The sequence below is a fragment of the Hoyosella sp. YIM 151337 genome, assembly GCF_026041215.1.
Lineage (GTDB): Bacteria > Actinomycetota > Actinomycetes > Mycobacteriales > Mycobacteriaceae > Hoyosella.
On the sequence record NZ_JAPEIQ010000021.1, the window covers coordinates 139,788 to 155,151 of the forward strand.

Annotated in this window: 16 protein-coding genes; 8 read left to right on the forward strand and 8 right to left on the reverse strand. The window is 62.7% G+C overall.

Annotation, left to right across the window (positions count from 1 at the left end; all coding sequences use genetic code 11):
- Positions 1-165 precede the first annotated feature (165 nt).
- Genes ONR57_RS10170 through ptsP form a run of 4 tightly spaced genes read left to right on the forward strand, consistent with a single transcriptional unit; the run spans position 166 to position 4,998 of the window.
- Positions 166-939 (forward strand): MIP/aquaporin family protein, encoded by a 774-nt coding sequence (locus ONR57_RS10170; protein WP_265123198.1) that lies wholly within the window; start codon positions 166-168, stop codon positions 937-939.
- Between the two features lie 11 nt (positions 940-950).
- On the forward strand, positions 951-1,952 hold the full coding sequence (gene dhaK / locus ONR57_RS10175; RefSeq protein WP_265123199.1) for a dihydroxyacetone kinase subunit DhaK: 1,002 nt from the start codon (positions 951-953) through the stop codon (positions 1,950-1,952).
- Positions 1,953-1,954: 2 nt separating this feature from the next.
- A complete protein-coding gene (dhaL, locus tag ONR57_RS10180; protein WP_265123200.1) occupies positions 1,955-2,584 on the forward strand; it encodes a dihydroxyacetone kinase subunit DhaL in 630 nt (209 codons plus the stop codon).
- Positions 2,585-2,589: 5 nt separating this feature from the next.
- Positions 2,590-4,998 carry a phosphoenolpyruvate--protein phosphotransferase gene (gene ptsP, locus ONR57_RS10185; RefSeq protein ID WP_265123201.1) on the forward strand — a complete coding sequence of 803 codons (2,409 nt, stop codon included), beginning with the start codon at positions 2,590-2,592 and terminating at the stop codon, positions 4,996-4,998.
- A gap of 67 nt (positions 4,999-5,065) precedes the next feature.
- Here the strand turns inward: ptsP and ONR57_RS10190 are convergent, their stop codons facing one another.
- Positions 5,066-6,220, reverse strand: coding sequence for a hypothetical protein (locus ONR57_RS10190; protein WP_265123203.1), 1,155 nt, complete (start codon positions 6,218-6,220; stop codon positions 5,066-5,068).
- A gap of 257 nt (positions 6,221-6,477) precedes the next feature.
- Here ONR57_RS10190 and ONR57_RS10195 point away from each other — a divergent pair, with 257 nt between their 5' ends.
- On the forward strand, positions 6,478-7,356 hold the full coding sequence (locus ONR57_RS10195; protein ID WP_265123204.1) for an SDR family oxidoreductase: 879 nt from the start codon (positions 6,478-6,480) through the stop codon (positions 7,354-7,356).
- Between the two features lie 25 nt (positions 7,357-7,381).
- Here ONR57_RS10195 and ONR57_RS10200 read toward each other — a convergent pair whose 3' ends face one another.
- From ONR57_RS10200 to ONR57_RS10210, 3 genes are read right to left on the reverse strand one after another with little or no spacing between them, the layout of a single operon-like run.
- Complete coding sequence (locus tag ONR57_RS10200) at positions 7,382-8,518, reverse strand: adenylate/guanylate cyclase domain-containing protein (protein ID WP_265123205.1); 1,137 nt, start codon at positions 8,516-8,518, stop codon at positions 7,382-7,384.
- 10 nt (positions 8,519-8,528) lie between these two features.
- The gene (locus ONR57_RS10205; RefSeq protein WP_265123206.1) at positions 8,529-9,812 is read right to left on the reverse strand and encodes an MFS transporter; all 1,284 of its coding nucleotides are present in this window, start codon (positions 9,810-9,812) and stop codon (positions 8,529-8,531) included.
- Positions 9,778-10,260: a MarR family winged helix-turn-helix transcriptional regulator gene (locus ONR57_RS10210; protein ID WP_265123208.1), complete on the reverse strand. Its 483-nt coding sequence runs from the start codon at positions 10,258-10,260 to the stop codon at positions 9,778-9,780. Before ONR57_RS10210 ends, ONR57_RS10205 begins: the two co-directional genes overlap by 35 nt.
- A gap of 61 nt (positions 10,261-10,321) precedes the next feature.
- Between ONR57_RS10210 and ONR57_RS23305 the strand changes: the two genes are divergently transcribed.
- Complete coding sequence (locus ONR57_RS23305) at positions 10,322-10,792, forward strand: DUF2218 domain-containing protein (RefSeq protein WP_265123210.1); 471 nt, start codon at positions 10,322-10,324, stop codon at positions 10,790-10,792.
- A 9-nt stretch (positions 10,793-10,801) separates the two neighbouring features.
- On the opposite strand, the gene ONR57_RS10220 is transcribed toward ONR57_RS23305, so the two are convergent.
- The 3 genes from ONR57_RS10220 to ONR57_RS10230 are packed head-to-tail and all read right to left on the reverse strand — an operon-like array spanning position 10,802 to position 12,576.
- A complete protein-coding gene (locus tag ONR57_RS10220; protein ID WP_265123211.1) occupies positions 10,802-11,791 on the reverse strand; it encodes a cation diffusion facilitator family transporter in 990 nt (329 codons plus the stop codon).
- Complete coding sequence (locus ONR57_RS10225; RefSeq protein ID WP_265123212.1) at positions 11,788-12,183, reverse strand: metalloregulator ArsR/SmtB family transcription factor; 396 nt, start codon at positions 12,181-12,183, stop codon at positions 11,788-11,790. Before ONR57_RS10225 ends, ONR57_RS10220 begins: the two co-directional genes overlap by 4 nt.
- Positions 12,184-12,225: 42 nt before the next feature.
- The gene (locus ONR57_RS10230) at positions 12,226-12,576 is read right to left on the reverse strand and encodes a helix-turn-helix domain-containing protein (RefSeq protein ID WP_265123213.1); all 351 of its coding nucleotides are present in this window, start codon (positions 12,574-12,576) and stop codon (positions 12,226-12,228) included.
- Between the two features lie 115 nt (positions 12,577-12,691).
- On the opposite strand from ONR57_RS10230, the gene ONR57_RS10235 reads away from it, so the two are divergent.
- Together ONR57_RS10235 and ONR57_RS10240 are read left to right on the forward strand one after the other, a co-directional pair.
- Entirely contained in the window at positions 12,692-13,540 is an 849-nt protein-coding gene (locus ONR57_RS10235; protein ID WP_265123214.1) for an NAD(P)-binding domain-containing protein, read from the forward strand.
- A 65-nt stretch (positions 13,541-13,605) separates the two neighbouring features.
- Entirely contained in the window at positions 13,606-14,202 is a 597-nt protein-coding gene (locus ONR57_RS10240; RefSeq protein ID WP_265123215.1) for a bifunctional 2-polyprenyl-6-hydroxyphenol methylase/3-demethylubiquinol 3-O-methyltransferase UbiG, read from the forward strand.
- Between the two features lie 50 nt (positions 14,203-14,252).
- On the opposite strand, the gene ONR57_RS10245 is transcribed toward ONR57_RS10240, so the two are convergent.
- Entirely contained in the window at positions 14,253-15,335 is a 1,083-nt protein-coding gene (locus tag ONR57_RS10245) for an ABC transporter ATP-binding protein (RefSeq protein WP_265123216.1), read from the reverse strand.
- Positions 15,336-15,364 lie beyond the last annotated feature (29 nt).

Consider the following 15,364-nt stretch of genomic DNA (forward strand, 5'->3'; position numbering starts at 1 on the left):
GAGCCCTCAGATCTCTGACAGAAAGCTATTGCGAACAGCCTAACGGGCGGCGTAGTGTGACGTACATCATTCGATAATGTCGAATGTCATTCGACCAAAGTCAAGGACTTGGGGACGAGCGGCACTCGGCAGGAGCTATCACCGGCTGGCAAATCGGAGACACCAATGGACGTTCACCTCCCTCCAAGCACCCCACAAAAACTCGTCGCCGAGGCACTGGGAACCGGGTTTCTCGTGTTCATCGGCGTCGGCGCAGTACCTGCGACGCTGATCATCAACGGTAATGCCCCGTTCACGATGGCCGACCTCGGAATAATCTCGCTCGCATTCGGCACGATCGTCGTCGCGACCGTGTACGCCTTCGGACACGTGTCCGGCAATCACATCAATCCAGCCGTCACCCTGGCGCTCGCAGTCACTCGGCAGTTTCCGTGGCGGCGTGTCCCCGAGTACCTCGCGGCGCAGGTCGTGGGCGCGACGCTCGGCGCACTCGCAATCATTGGGGTACTCGGCAGGCAAGCCAACGACGTAGGACTCGGTGTTGCCGCCTACGGTGACGGTGTAGGCGCCGGGCAGGCGTTCACTGGCGAGTTCATCGGCACATTCATCCTCATTCTCACCGTGCTGATGGTCATTCATCGCGCTGCGACACCGGGCTTCGCTGGTCTCGCCATCGGCCTCGTGGTGTTCGCGGTGATCATCCCGCTCGCGCCAGCCACCGGCGCGTCAATCAATCCCGCTCGGACTCTGGGTCCCATGATTATTCACCAGCTGTACGGGGGCGACGTAGCGTGGAGTCAGGCACCCGTGTACCTCGCTGCTGAACTCTCCGCCGGAGTCGCCGCCGCGCTGGTGTACCTGCTGCTCACCAGCACGCGACGAGTTTCAGAACCCTTAACCGGCAACGCTGTTCGGACAGCAACCGCACCATCTGTATAGCGAGGAACCCCATGAAGAAACTCATCAACGACCCCGCCGATGTCGTAAGCGAAGCGCTCACCGGACTTGCGGCGGCACACCCCGAATTGCGTGTCGACCTAAACAACAAGATCGTGTACCGCGCGGACGCGCCAGTGCCCGGAAAAGTGGGCCTCATCTCCGGTGGCGGATCCGGTCACGAGCCGATGCACAGCGGGTTCGTCGGAATGGGCATGCTCGACGCGGCCTGCGCCGGTGAAGTGTTCACCTCCCCAGTCCCCGACCAAATGCTCGAAGCTACGAAAACCGTCGATTCTGGCGCGGGCGTGCTGCACATCGTGAAGAACTACACCGGTGACGTGATGAATTTCGAGATGGCCGCTGAACTCGCGGCCGCAGAAACCGGAGTGGACGTTATTCAGGTCGTCACCAACGATGACGTCGCGGTGAAGGACAGCCTGTATACCGCTGGGCGGCGCGGGGTGGGCGTCACCGTCCTCGTCGAGAAACTCGCCGGAGCTGCCGCCGAGCAAGGAAGACCCCTGAAGGAAGTCGCCGACGTCGCCCAGCACGTCAACGACAACGGGCGCAGCATGGGCATCGCGCTAACACCATGCACGGTGCCGGCCGCTGGCAAACCAACATTCACCCTCGCGGAGAACGAGATGGAAGTCGGCGTCGGAATACACGGCGAGCCCGGCCGCGCTACCGTCAGCCTTGCGCCTGCCAGGCAGGTGGCGGAAATGCTGATGGAACCAATTCTTTCCGACCTTCCGTTCACAAAGGGCGACAGTGTCATCGCATTCGTCAACGGCATGGGCGGCACACCACTGCTGGAGCTATACCTGATGTTCGGTGAAGTGGCGCGCATACTCAACGGCCACGGCATCGAGATCGCGCGTTCCTTGACTGGTTCCTACATCACCTCGCTTGAGATGGCTGGCTGCTCCGTCACGCTCCTCAAGGCAGACGACGATCTTGTCAGGCTCTGGGACGCACCTGTCAACACACCCGCGCTGCGATGGGGGATCTGACGATGACGATTACAGTTGGCCAACTCCACTCCTGGCTCCGTATCTTCGCAGACCTCATCAGCGAGCACACTGATGAACTCACGCAACTCGATTCGGCGATCGGCGACGCTGACCACGGCACCAACATGCAGCGCGGCACCGCGGCCGTCCTCGCTGCGCTCGACGACAATCCGCCAGAGGATGCGGCTGCGCTGTTCAAGCAAGCCGGCATGGCGCTCGTCAGCAAGGTCGGCGGCGCAAGCGGTCCGCTGTACGGCACGTTTTTCATCAGAGCTGCGGCCTCCGCCGGCCCGGTGGCGGAGCTCGAGCCCCACGACTTCGCGAAGCTGCTCCGCGCCGGCCTTGAAGGCGTGGTGGCCAGGGGTAAACCAGATCCTGGAGACAAGACCATGTTCGATGCGCTGTCGCCTGCCGTCGAAGCGGCCGATCAGACACTCGATGGCGGCGCGTCACTCACCGACGCACTCGCTGCCGCCGAAGCAGCAGCGAACTCCGGCCGCGACGCGACCATCCCGATGCTGGCGCGCAAAGGACGTGCCTCCTACCTCGGTGAGCGCAGCATCGGGCACCAAGATCCGGGTGCGACGAGCGCTGCGCTGCTGATCACAGCTGCGGCGAGAGCGCTCGGGTGACGCGCATGGTTGGTCTAGTTGTGGTCTCTCACAGCCGCCAGCTTGCCGATGCGGCTGTCGCGCTCGCGTCCGAAATGGCGCATGGACGCGCGCTCCAGATCGCGGTGGCGGCGGGACTCGATGAGCGAACTTTCGGAACCGACGCGATCGAGGTGCAGTCGGCCATCGAGAAAGTCTCTGGCGCTGACGGTGTGCTGGTCTTGATGGACCTCGGTTCGGCAGTGCTTTCTGCCGAACTTGCGCTCGACTTGCTCGATCCTGATATCGCCGCGAACGTGCGGTTGTGCGCTGCGCCGCTCGTTGAAGGCCTCGTCGCTGCGACCGTCGCGGCCGCGGGCGGGGCGACCCTGGCGGAAGTCGAGGCCGAAGCCGTCAGCGGCCTCGCCGGAAAGCAAGCGCACCTCGAACCAGCCGCGATAGCGGAAGATTCCGCGACGGACATGCGCGACGGACTCACAGCCACGTTTGTCGTGGAAAACGCGCATGGCTTGCATGCTCGTCCCGCTGCGCGGCTCGCCGCTGAAGTGCGGGCTCTCGATGCAGACGTGCACGTGCGCAACGTCACTACCGGCTCCGCGTTTGTGCCAGCCGCGAGCCTCACCCGCCTTGCCACACTCGGCGCCCTCGCCGGCCATTCCCTGGAAGTGTCGGCCGTCGGAAAGCAAGCGAAAGAAGCTGTTGAGCACGTTCTTTCGCTCGCGGCCGAGCATTTTGGCGAAGACGCACACCTCGAACGCCCGACTCCCACTGTGTCCTCGCCGGGTCCGCAGCCGGCATCACCCGGAATCGGAATCGGCCCGGCGTGGTTTGCGGAGGCATGCGAAATCGACCTGTCAGACGTCAGCGCAAGCGCTGCTGATCCTGCCGCGGAGTGGCGCCGCGTCCGCAACGCCGTGGCCGATGCCCGGCGCATTATCTCCCGCACTCGCGCCACCACCGCGCGCCAGGCCGGGGAAGCTGAGGCGGGGGTTTTCGATGCTCATCTGATGCTCCTCGACGACGCGGAACTCATTGATGCCGTGCGCGAAAGAATTGATGCCGGCACGTCCGCGCCGCACGCAGTGGCGGTCGTATTCGGTGGCGCAGCAGCCGATTTCGAGAGTCTCGACGACGACTACCAGCGTGCACGCGCCACGGATGTGCGGGCTGTGCGTGATCAGGTCCTCGGCGCCATGCTGGGGATATCCCACGAATTCGCCGCGCAAACTGGCATCCTGATCGCCGCAGATCTCACGCCCGCGCAAACAGCACACCTCGACCGCGAGGCAGTGCGCGGAATTGTCCTTGCGCAAGGAAGTCCGACGTCACACGCGGCGATCCTCGCACGTTCGCTAGGCATTCCCGCCATCACTGGAGCGGGACCGGGAGTGCTCGCTGTGCGGGCCGGCACCACCGTCGCGATTGACGGCACCGCGGGGACGATACACATCGAGCCCAATGACGAGTTGCTGGCTGACCTCCGCGCCCAGGCTGCAGAACAACAGCGGCAGTTCGCGGACGCACTCAGCCATGCTGCGGCGCCTGCGCTCACGCACGACGGCGTCACCGTGCACGTCGCGGCGAACGTGGGGAACCGTGACGACGCCGCAACAGCAGTGGCGAACGGCGCGGACCTGGCGGGCCTGATCCGCACCGAGTTCCTCTTCCTCGGCCGCGAGACCGCACCGACGGAGGACGAGCAGTTCGCAGCGTATCGTGAGATCGCCGCAGCGCTCGACGGACGCCGGGCGATATTCCGCACCCTCGACATAGGCGGCGACAAGCCCCTGCCGTACGCCACCCAGCCGCACGAAGAGAACCCCTTTCTTGGGGTCAGAGGGATTCGGCTCGCACTCGGGCAGCCAGGGCTATTCGAGCCTCAGCTAGCGGCGCTGCGGCGGGTGGCGGTTGAATTTCCCGTCAGCGTGATGTTCCCGATGGTGAGCACCGTTGACGAACTCGTCGAGGCGAAACAACTGCTCGCGTGTGCGAACCTGCCTGCGGGTATCGAGATCGGGATGATGATCGAGGTGCCCGCCGCAGCGCTGAAAGCCGCAGCATTCGCGCCGCACGTTGACTTCTTCAGCATCGGCACGAACGATCTGACGCAGTACGCGCTCGCTGCGGAGCGGGGCAATGCCCGCCTGGGAGCGCTTGCGGACCCGCTCGACCCGGGCGTTCTGCGCCTGATTGCCGAGGTGTGTGCCGCCGCAGACGGACAAGCCCGAGTCGCGGTGTGCGGCGAAGTCGCCGCCGACCCTATCGCAGCCCCGCTACTCATAGGGCTGGGCGTCGACGAACTAAGTGTCACACCACACTCGGTGCCGACCGTAAAACAGACTGTGCGCGGCCTCAGCGTGGCGGAGTGCCGAGACCTGGCACAGCGCGCGGTGCACCAGGCCCGAGCCAGTGACGTGCGTGACCTACTGCGCTGAGTCCGTCTATGGGTGTCAGCGAAAACGGGCATCGAACGCCTGTTTTCGCTGACGCGCGCAGGGGGATTCACGACGGCGCGGCGGCTCGAGGCAGACCGTACGACTCGAGACACACAACGTAGTACAGCGTCCAGAGCACCATCCAGTTCATCCAGCCGAGGGCGTTGCCGTGCAGTGCACCGGCAACGACTGGCTCGTGCAGAACGGTCCCCGCAATCACGTAGTAGTACAGGAGGAATGTCACTACGCCCAGGGGCAGAGTGATGGCGACGCGCACGATCCAATTGAGTGCCTCGTTTGGGCCGTTCGGATAATTCGTGAACGCGTTGGACCACAGAATCATCCAGAACACCCAGCACACCCCGAGTTGAGCCGCGAAACCCGTGACACTTGAGCCAATGCTCGCTACTGCGTCACCGCCGATGAGGGCTTTTCCAGCGGTGAGAAACAGAAAGTAGATCCCGGTCCCCACGACGAGGTTGCCGACCACGGAAACGGCGGCAACGCGGCCCGGGGAACCGGCAAGGCGCCACGGCCAGTTGTCCGTGATGAGCCCCGTGAGCACCACGGCAACGATGACTGAGTAGAACCAGCCGATCAGCGTGTCGGTACTGAACCAGGCTGTCGCTGGCTCAGCCCACACCGCCAGGCCAGGAAGGCCAAGGACGGCATAGACCAGCAGCGTAGGAACCATCAGAAGCCCGATTTGGCCGAGACCGGTCCACGGCTGGTGTGACGCTGCGCGCGAGAACGGCCAGTGCTGCCAATTCACCACGCCCGTCACGAAGAAAAAGAAGCCGAACAGAACAAACAGTGCGCCGGTCAGATAGCCGGCGCCGTCAGCGCGATCGGCCGCGAAACTGGGGTCGATCCGGCCCCAGCCGTAAGCGAGCAGATAGGTAACTCCGGCACCGAGGACGAGCGAAGTGCCTATCACGGCGAGGCCGCGGGCAGGCTGCCGCAGTCGGTCGAAACCAGTGAACTCCAGATTGAAACCTATCCACACGACGGCGAGGACGGTCCAGAAGAGCAACGCCAGGAAGGGTTGCGGGTAGAGGCCGAGCACGCTCCATTCCGGGTCGATGAGGATATACCAGAAGATCAGCGCGAGCGCGCTAACGATCACCAGGTTTGCGGCACCGAACGCGAACCATGGGATTGTGCGCTCGGGTCGCACTCCGGTGGTCGTGCGGGGGTCGTCGGACAGGGACACGTGGGACATACGAATACCTCGTTCACAACGAACGGAAATCGTGGCCGGCAGCACGGTGTGAGGATCGGACATGATGCCCGAGTGTGATCTGCGTCTCGTGGACTACCAATTGATACACGCCTCCCGAATCCGGCAGTAAGCGTTGCAGAGGGTTGCAAGCGCAACCGGTACCCAAAGTCCATCTACGGGTGTCACGTCAAACCCCCCGGAATTTGGGCGATTATGTTGACACCTGTAGATGAATCCAGGGAGCGACGGGATGGGTAATGAGAGCAATGCTGGGTCTCGGGGAGGTTCGGAAAGCTGTTGCGGCGTTTTTGCTCAGCCCTCCGGTCTCGCTGCGCGCAGCCATCGGCGCGGCCCTGCCCAGGCCCGGCCGTCCGTTGGATGGCAAGAAGGTGCTGATTACAGGGGCGTCCTCAGGAGTGGGAGCTGCGGCTGCCGAGCTTTTTGCTTCCGAGGGAGCGACCGTACTGCTCGTTGCCCGTAACTCGGAGCGTCTCGCGACCATCGCGGCCGCGATCGAACGCGCCGCAGGTATCTGCGAGGCGTATTCCTGTGACGTCACGGACGAGGCTGCCGTCGGGAAACTGGTCACAGACATTCATCACCGGCACGGCCACGTCGATGTCCTCATCAACAACGCTGGGCGATCCATCCGGCGCAGCGCCATCGACTCTGTTTCCCGGTTCCACGATTACGAACGCACGATGGCCCTCAACTACTTCGGCGCCGCACGTCTCACCCTCGCGCTGCTGCCCGCCATGCTCGGCGCGGGCGGTGGCCACATCATCAATGTCGCGACGTGGGGTGTTCATGCCGATTCGATGCCCATGTTCACCGCGTACCACGCGTCCAAGGCCGCAATCGCAGCGTTTGGCCGCAGCCTGGCCGCAGAGTGCAGGGGCTCCGGTGTCCACGTGACGACGGTTGAGTTCCCGCTCATCCGCACCCCGATGATCGCTCCCACCAAGAAATACGACACCATGCCAGCACTCACGCCGCAGCAAGCAGCCGGGTGGCTTCTCAGGGCCGCCAAGACGCGACCAATCGAGATCTACCCGCGTTACGCCGCCATCCTCAGGCACATCAACACAGTCGCCCCGGCGGTGACTGACGCACTGATACGCCGGGCGGGGATCTAGGTGGCCATTCGAGTAAGGACCGTTTTCACCGCGGTGTTACAGCGAACAGTTCCGTTTCATTATCGACCCCTTTGAAGGGGAACGCACCAAGAGACGTCATTACGAATCGATCGGCGTCCAGCCTGGACACAACGTCGCGCGTCACCACCACTTGCCTCGCGTCCGCGACCGACAGCGCACGGCTAGCCAAGTTGATGGGTCGTCCATACCAGTCACCCGATCGAGGTACGGCTTTTCCGAACGTCACAGAGGCACGCAGCGGCGGGAGACCGTGGTGCTGGGCCTGCTCGCAAAGATCCAGCGCCACCGCAACGATAGCGTCGACATTCGGTGACATCAGCATGACCGCGTCGCCGATTGTTTTGAACACCCGCACGGGCGGGTCAACGAGTGCGGTCGCCAGCGCAGACAGTTCATCTGCAACGCCGCCTAACACCTCGGCTGGCAGTTGCTCGCCCAGCTTTGTGAAGCCAACAAGGTCCGCGAAACAGATCGCGACGTCCTGCGCACCGCCGATCCGGATGTTCTGTTTGTCCGCCGCGCTCACTGCTTCAGACCGAATACGCTGAGCCAGCGTCGTCCCGAGGATGTGCGCGAGGATTTGTGACTCCACCTCAGCGAAGCGGCGAACCTCGAGGGCGTAGCGGAGAATGATGTCGGGATTGCCGTCCGCACGCGACATGCCGTGCTCGATGAGTTCAGACAGGCCGTCGATAAAACTGCCCAAATTGCGCCCCCATACTCGTGCGAGCGCGTGTAACTGCTCGAATTCGAAGCCCAGCGCGAGATATTCACCAAGACGGAGCGCAATGAGAACGTCATCATTGCTATAGGCTGCGATATCGCTTCCTGGGACCCCTCGTCCGAGAGCTCGGAACCACGACCGCAGCATCGTTTCGTCAACCGAGGACTTCTCTGCCAAGTCCCCGATCGTTAGCGTCGCCGGGGGCTCCAGAGCATGTTCGAGGATCATCAGCGGCAGTCGGCCCTCAACCGTGGCGGCTCGCAAATCATCGACACTTACGCCCTCGTACAGTAGGGCGTTCAGTGCCATCACACGCAGCGCACGTGAATCACCCTCGACGCCGTCGAGCAGACCTGCGGCAGCGAAGAACTCTGCACTTTCATGGCCATTAGGCAGATCCTCACCGGCACTGGACACATGGGTGATCTTAGTTGCTGACGTTATAGGAGGGTGCAGGATTTGGCGCGGGCCGGCGCAATGAACGGGGACGGCAGAGCACCAAAGCCAGCAGGGGGATCACCGCCATTGCGGCGACGGCGAACCTCGCGGTAGTGAGATCCGCAGTGAAACCGGTGAGCAGCGCGCCTGCGGGCCGCGTGCCAGTAAATGCGAGCAGCCACAATGCCATGATTCGACCACGGAGATACGGCGGTATTCGTAGCTGAATTCCGGTGCCGATGGCGGTGACGGCGAGACTGAAACCTACACCTATCACACCGAAACCCACGAGTGCAGACACCACGATCGTGGACACAGCAGTCAGCAGTGCGCCGAGCACCATCACCGCGAGTCCAGAGCCGACAAACACTTCAGTGGATAGCCGCCTCGTGAATACAGCCAGGATGCCGATGCCCACTAGTGCGCCAACGCCGAAGGAAAAAGTCAGGGCACCGACGAGTTCCGAGCCACCACCGAGTTCTTCCGCCAGGGCGGGCGCGAGGGTAATCGTGGGCTCAGAAGCGAACCCGACAGTGGCTATCGCGATAAGGAGGTACAGCAGTGGACGGTCGGTCCATACATGCCTTAATGCGGCACGGACCCGATAGTCGACCTCTTCCGCTGGAATCTGCCGCGGCGGAATCTTGATGAGCAGCACTGCGGCAATGCAAAGAATATGACCGAAGGTGGCGCATGCGAAACCAGCGACAGGGCCGGAAACCGTGACGATAAAGGCGCCCAGTGCGGGGCCGACCAGTCGCGCGGCCGTCATGGGAGCCGTGTTCAGGGTCATTGCCGCTGGCAGTTCTTCCCGCGTCACGAGTGCCGGCGTCACAGCTTGCATCGCCGGGCCACCGATCACAAAGCCGATGCCAACAAGGCACGAGCACGCAAGAATGGCCCATGCGACGGACCAGCCTTGCAGATTTCCGAATGCGTAGACCAGTGCTGCGCCGCCCGCGCCAGTTGCACACACCAGCCGGCCCAAAAGTATCTGCCGCTTCACGTCCCCGTGATCAGCCCACTTACCGCTCAGCGGCGTGAGCAACTGCGGCCCGAACTGGACTGCGGTGATCAATCCCACCGCGAGGGCCGAGCCGGTGGCGGAGTAGATAGCGATCGCTGCGACTACACCGTGCACCCACACCGCTGTCGTCGAAAAGAACTTACCCCAGGTGAGCAGGCCGAAATTACGGTCGACGAGGAGCCTGAAGGTGGAGCGTGGCGAATCCGCGGCTTCAGCGCGCACCATACGCAGCCTCGATGTGGTCATAGCCCTCAAGCAGTCGCGCCAGGAGCGCACTTAGAGTTCGGCATTCCTCGTCAGTCCAGTCCGCGGTGATCTCGGCCAGTAGGGCGGAACGGTTTCGCGTTGCCTTGCGAAGTGCGCTGACGCCCTCATCGGTCAGATGCAGTCGGGTACGCCGCTGATCGTTCACACAGGTGGTCTTGGTGAGGAGTCCGCGCGCAATCACGGCGTTCACCGCGCGGCTTGCCGTTGATTGCTCGACTTCAAGCTCCGCGGCGACCAGCCCGATCGACGGACTCACACCCTGTGCCTCGTGCCGTTCGACAGACCGTAAAATGCGCAGGTCACCGACACCTGGAATCTCCGGCACCCCGTCGAGCACGCGACTGCGGAACCCCGGCCGCCGCAGCGCGCGAAAGAGACGGAGGACTTGTTCATCGAGGAGGGACAATGTCGCGTCCGAAGTGCGCATAGATATATGCATAGCACATGCATCTTCTCTTTGGCCAGGAGCAAACGCTCAGGTCCCAGCAGTGAAAACGGTCACAAAAGGCAATTCTGAATCGTTCAACTTCTGCAAATTCGCCCCGGCGGGGCAGTTGTGTGACCCAGCCGATACCTATTTCGAAAAATTCACCGGTACCTTCTATTCACGTAACTCACTGTTCAACGCCGAACGTGAGAAAGCCAGAGAAAGCCAGAGAATTACCATGCCTGAATCGGTCGCCTACGTCGCCACGGACCGCGCTGAGCGCTACCTCAAGCAGCTCGCACGCCACTTTGGGCACCAGGTCCCCGTTGTCCAGGAGGGGCCGCATGCAGAATTCAGTTTTGATATGGGGGCAGGTATCGCTGACGCGAGCCGCGGATATCTGGTGCTGAAGGCGCACGCGCGGTCCGACGGTGACCTTTCGGCAATCCAGGACGTGCTGGCTACCCACCTCGAACAGGTCGGCGAGCTGGATGGCCTCTCGGTTTCGTGGTCACCCGCCGTGGCTGCGTGACTGCAAACCTCAGTGCGGCGCGGTGACTTCGTGAGCTGGGTAAGCGTGAATGACCGCCGTTCTTATTCGCGGTAGCACGTCTTTCAGCCGGTGTTCTGCGGCATGGGCGATTTCGTGGGCCTGCCGGAGCGTGTAGTCGGGTGCAATATCGAGTTCGCTCTCCGCGTGCAATTCGTGCCCAATCCATCGAATACGCAGCGATCGGACAGCAGCGACGTCCGGCACTGAGTGAAGCGCTTTCGAGGCGGCGTCGTATATCGAGGGGTCGATGCCGTCAAGAAGCCGCCGCAACACTTCACGCCCCGACGCGATGAGTATGGCAAGTATCGCGACCGTAATGGCCAGACCAACGACGGGGTCCGCCAGGTCGTATCCTAGTGCCGCACCCGCTGCGCCGAGGACGACCGCAAGCGACGTAAACCCGTCTGTTCGCGCGTGATAGCCGTCGGCGACGAGCGCGGCGGAGCCGATCTGGCGCCCCACACGGATGCGGTACATCGCAACGAGTTCGTTGCCGATAAAACCGATAACTCCCGCCGCAGCGACCCACCCGATGTGCGAGATCGCGACCGGGTTGATCAATCGCCGTATCGATTCGAATCCGGCAACCAGCGCCGACAGCGCGATCGTCCCGACGATGAACAGCCCTGCTAGATCCTCCGCACGTCCATAGCCATAGGTGAATCGTCGCGTGGCCGCGCGGCGGCCAATGAGAAACGCGATCCACAGCGGCACCGACGTCAGAGCGTCCGCAAAGTTGTGGACAGTGTCCGCGAAAAGTGCCACCGACCCCGAGACAACAACAATCACCAACTGCAGCGCCGCGGTAATGCCGAGCGCGACGAGGCTGATCTTGACCGCGCGGATACCGATCCGGCTTGACGTTAGGGCATCATCGACCCGCTCAGCGTGGTCATGACTGTGCGGCACAAAGAACTCGCGAAGAGCAGCACCAACTCCCCCGTGCCCATGCGCATGCCCGTGTCCTCGGTGCGTCACGCCTGCTCCGCCTCGTTGAACGGGTGAAGCAGCTTGACCTCACCTGCTGACCGATGATGCGGCGGAACACCAGGGCCCGCATGTTCGGCGTTGAAGACCGCGTCGGTGACGAGTTGCTGAACATGCTCGTTTTCGATGCGGTAGAAGACCTGCGTGCCCTCGCGGCGCGTTTTCACCAGGCGCGCCATCCGTAACTTGGCGAGGTGCTGAGAGACGGATGGGCCTGGCTTTTCGACGATGGCAGCCAGTTCGTTGACTGACAATTCGCGCTCGACAAGCGCCCACAGGATGGTGATCCGGGTCGGGTCGGCGAGCATCCGGAAGATCTCGACCATCAGGTTGACTTCGTCCTCTTGCAGACGACGGCGACAAACCTTCTTATCTGCATTCATACGCAGATAATAGCGTACATCGCGGCTGCTGGCTCACCGCTGCTACGCCTGCCTTCCGGTAATACGCACCGCGACGATGTGCTCCATATTCTCGTATCCCCACTCGCTGAGCGGCTCGAGAGCTTTGTTCAGCGATTCACCGAGCGGTGTGAGCGTGTATTCCACTCTCGGTGGCACCTGGTGGTAGACCTCGCGATGCACCAGCCCGTCGGATTCCATCTCCCGGAGCTGCTGGATCAGCATCTTCTCACTCACGCCCTCCACCAGCCTTTTCAGCTGACCGAATCGGCACGGCGAGTATGTGTCCAGCGCCCACAGGATCAGCGCTTTCCATTTGCCGCCAACCACATCCATTGCGGCGTCAAGCCCGCAACTGTAAGAAATTCGCTTCATGCTTACTTACCTTTTGGTAGGTATCTGACTAATTAGTAGGTACTTGAAGATTGTATACGCGGTGACGATGCTGATTGTTGTTAGTTCTTCACGCCAACAACAACGGAGAGTATCTGTGTCACAAGCTAACTCAGCAGCAGAAACGTCGGCCGCGGTGCTCGGCCTGGGTCCGATGGGAGCGGCAATTGCCCGGGCCCTCATCGACACCGGCGGCAAGGTCAGCGTGTGGAACCGCTCGGCAGCGAAGACCGCGCCACTCTCTGAAGCGGGCGCGATCGCAGCGGCAACGGCCACTGAAGCGGTGACCGCACACCCCATTGTCATCGTCTGTGTCGCCGACTACGCTGCGGCACGCTCAGTCGTGGAGCCGGCGACGACTGCACTTGCGGAAAAGACGCTCGTCAACCTCACCAATGGCACACCGCAGCAGGCACGCGAACTGAGCGCGTGGGCGGCAGCCCACAACATCGATTACCTCGACGGGGGAATCATGGCGGTTCCCACTGGGGTCGGCCAGCCAGGATCATTTGTCTTGTACAGCGGTGATGAACGCGCGTTCGCCGGTGCCAGGCGCACGCTTACGGCACTGGGGAATGCCGTCTACGTTGGGCCGGATGCGGGGGCGGCAGCGAACTACGACCTCGCGCTGCTGAGCGCAATGTACGGGATGTTCGCCGGCACCCGGCATGCGGTTGAGCTGGTGGGCGAAGACGGCGCACCGCAGTTCATCGAGCAGTTGCTCGTACCGTTCCTCACAGCCATGGCCGGTGCGGTGACCACAGACGCCAGCGACTCACCGCTCAGTATGCAGGCCACCGCGCTGGCGAACATTGTCGCCGCCAGTGAAGGCGTCCACGCCGCCTCGCAGAGCCACCTCATCGGCCCGATGCATGAGATCTACGCGGCAGGCGCGGGGGCACAGTTGCCGCAAATAGTCAGAAAGCTCGCTGCAGGGCTTGGCTGAGACTGTCGGTGGTAGAGGCGCGGGCCGCTGTGAGAGCAGCCGGCGTTGTGGGTGACAATCGACGCATGCGCAACACAGAGTGGAATGCTCGCTACGACGCCGACAGCGAGCCGTGGGGCGCGAACCCAGCGCAGCTTCTGCCCAGCCTCCTGGACGCCACGCCACCGTCAGGTGCGGCGCTCGACGTCGCATGCGGATCAGGGCGAAATGCGAGATGGCTGGCTACCCTCGGCTGGGCGGTGACAGCCGTCGACTTTTCCGAAAGCGCGATCCGAAAGGGGCAAGAAAGCGACCCCGGCGACCGGATCACCTGGGCGGTCGCAGATGTCACTCAGTGGAGTCCCGCTGGCACCTTCGATCTCGTGTTGTTCAGCTACCTTCATTTACCGCACGACATTCTCCGCGCCGTACTCCAGCGAGCCTTCACCTGGCTCACTCCCGCAGGCATGCTGTTGTACTTGGGCCACGCGCGCGAAAACGTGGACCGCGGTACGGGCGGGCCGCAGGACCCGTCCGTCCTTCCCGATATCGGTTTGCTCGCCGAAGCGGCGTCGGGATACCAGGTAGCTGACCTTCGCCATGCCGTACGAGCGACGCCAAACGGCCAAGCGATTGATGTGGTCTTGAAGGCTCGCCCCTGGGCCGAGAGCGCGGGGGTGTAAAGCCCGAACCGGCCTGGCGGAAGCGCGTCCGCCAGGCCGGTTAACAGGGGTCATTCGATGCGTTCACCAGTTTCTGGGTGGAAGAGGTGTACCGAACCGCTGCCCTTGCGCAGCGTGACGGAGTCGGCCAGGCGAGCAGGTGTTCGGCTCAACGAGCGTGCGACGAGTTGCTGGTCGGTGCCGTCAATGTGGGTGTAGACATACGATTCGCTGCCCAGTGCTTCCACCAGATCGACGACCGCATCGATCCCACCGCTTTCGGTGGTGAGTTCGAGATGTTCCGGCCGAATACCCACTGTGACGGTGTCGATGTCTTCGCGGTGGAGCGCGGTCATCTGGCCGCGCTCTAATTCGAGCACCGAATTTCCGATGCGAACGCCGTCGGCGACGATCGGCACTGTCATGAGGTTCATCGCGGGTGAGCCGATGAACCCGGCGACGAACGCGTTCGCGGGCCGGTCATACAGTTCGGTGGGAGACGCGAATTGCTGAAGTTGCCCGAGTTTGAGGACGGCGACGCGGTCACCCATTGTCATTGCCTCAACCTGGTCATGAGTGACGTACACGGTGGTCGTTCCCAGGCGGCGCTGCAGTGCGGCGATCTGGGTGCGGGTCTGTACACGCAATTTTGCATCAAGATTGGACAGGGGCTCGTCCATGCAGAAGACCTGAGGTTCACGCACAATCGCGCGTCCCATTGCGACCCGCTGCCGCTGCCCGCCCGACAGTTTCGCCGGCTTGCGATCGAGAAACTGGGTGAGGTCGAGCAGTTTGGCGGCGTCTTCGACCTTCTTCTTACGCACGTCGGCAGGAACCCCGCGCATCTTCAGCGCGAAGGCCATATTCTCGCCGACAGTCTTGTTCGGGTAGAGAGCGTAGTTCTGGAAGACCATCGCGATGTCGCGGTCTTTCGACGGGACACCGACCATGTCTTGGCCGCCGATGCGGATGTGGCCTTCGTCGATGTCTTCCAGCCCGGCGAGCATCCTGAGTGCGGTGGATTTCCCGGAGCCGGATGGCCCGACCAGGACGATGAACTCGCCGTCTTCGATGTCCAGGTTGAGGCGGTCGACTGCGAGCGAGTCGGAGTTCTCGTAGATGCAGGAGGCGTTTTCGTAGGTGATTGTTGCCATGTCAGTTCCTTGAGTGAGAAGCCTGGTTG

Bases quoted from the DNA above. Each gene is read 5' to 3' on its own strand.
- ONR57_RS10170 (WP_265123198.1), top strand. From the start codon at position 166: ATGGACGTTCACCTCCCTCCAAGCACCCCACAAAAACTCGTCGCCGAG.
- dhaK (WP_265123199.1), top strand. From the start codon at position 951: ATGAAGAAACTCATCAACGACCCCGCCGATGTCGTAAGCGAAGCGCTC.
- dhaL (WP_265123200.1), top strand. From the start codon at position 1,955: ATGACGATTACAGTTGGCCAACTCCACTCCTGGCTCCGTATCTTCGCA.
- ptsP (WP_265123201.1), top strand. From the start codon at position 2,590: ATGGTTGGTCTAGTTGTGGTCTCTCACAGCCGCCAGCTTGCCGATGCG.
- ONR57_RS10190 (WP_265123203.1), bottom strand. From the start codon at position 6,220: ATGTCCCACGTGTCCCTGTCCGACGACCCCCGCACGACCACCGGAGTG.
- ONR57_RS10195 (WP_265123204.1), top strand. From the start codon at position 6,478: ATGAGAGCAATGCTGGGTCTCGGGGAGGTTCGGAAAGCTGTTGCGGCG.
- ONR57_RS10205 (WP_265123206.1), bottom strand. From the start codon at position 9,812: ATGACCACATCGAGGCTGCGTATGGTGCGCGCTGAAGCCGCGGATTCG.
- ONR57_RS10210 (WP_265123208.1), bottom strand. From the start codon at position 10,260: ATGCGCACTTCGGACGCGACATTGTCCCTCCTCGATGAACAAGTCCTC.
- ONR57_RS10225 (WP_265123212.1), bottom strand. From the start codon at position 12,183: ATGAATGCAGATAAGAAGGTTTGTCGCCGTCGTCTGCAAGAGGACGAA.
- ONR57_RS10230 (WP_265123213.1), bottom strand. From the start codon at position 12,576: ATGAAGCGAATTTCTTACAGTTGCGGGCTTGACGCCGCAATGGATGTG.
- ONR57_RS10240 (WP_265123215.1), top strand. From the start codon at position 13,606: ATGCGCAACACAGAGTGGAATGCTCGCTACGACGCCGACAGCGAGCCG.
- ONR57_RS10245 (WP_265123216.1), bottom strand. From the start codon at position 15,335: ATGGCAACAATCACCTACGAAAACGCCTCCTGCATCTACGAGAACTCC.